Source organism: Oleiphilus sp. HI0043 (assembly GCF_001634935.1).
Window position 1 is genome coordinate 1 of sequence record NZ_LWEY01001692.1, and the last position, 673, is coordinate 673.

The window sequence follows — 673 nt, forward strand, 5'->3', positions numbered from 1 at the left end:
AGGCGCATGTTCACGAGATGAACCACAACCAAAGTTTTGACGTGCAATAAGAATATTTGACCCCTGATAGCGCGCCTGGTTAAGCGAAAAGTCCATATTCAATGGGCGCTTTGAACAGTCTTGCCCAGGATAGCCTTCATCCAAATAGCGCAACTCATCAAATAAGTTAATACCAAAGCCCGTGCGCTTGATCGACTTAAGGAACTGCTTTGGCATAATCATATCGGTATCGACATTGGCACGATCAATCGGAGCAACGATACCTTTAACTTGTGTAAACTTTTTCATCGCTTTTACCCCTTAATAAATTCACGTACATCAACAAAGTGACCGGCTATGGCAGCCGCAGCGGCCATGGCAGGGCTAACCAAATGCGTACGACCACCAAAGCCTTGGCGACCTTCGAAATTACGGTTTGAAGTTGAAGCGCAATGCTCGCCTTCACCCAACTTGTCTGCATTCATTGCCAAGCACATTGAGCAACCCGGTTCACGCCATTCAAAACCGGCTTCTAAGAAAATCTTATCCAGCCCTTCTTGCTCAGCTTGCTCCTTGACCAAGCCAGAGCCTGGAACAATCAGCGCCTGCGTTAAAGAGTCTGCAACCTTGCGCCCCTTGACCACTTCTGCTGCCGCTCTAATATCTTCAATTCTTGAGTTAGTACAAGAACCAA

The 673-nt window shown here is 47.1% G+C and carries 2 protein-coding genes; both read right to left on the reverse strand.

Annotated elements, in window-relative coordinates; all coding sequences use genetic code 11:
• Positions 1–288 (reverse strand): 3-isopropylmalate dehydratase small subunit (leuD, locus tag A3729_RS25835; protein WP_068634425.1); only part of this gene is annotated, 288 nt, incomplete at its 3' end.
• Positions 289–293: 5 nt separating this feature from the next.
• The coding region (locus tag A3729_RS25840) for an aconitase family protein (RefSeq protein WP_255376412.1) at positions 294–673 on the reverse strand (380 nt) is incomplete at its 5' end.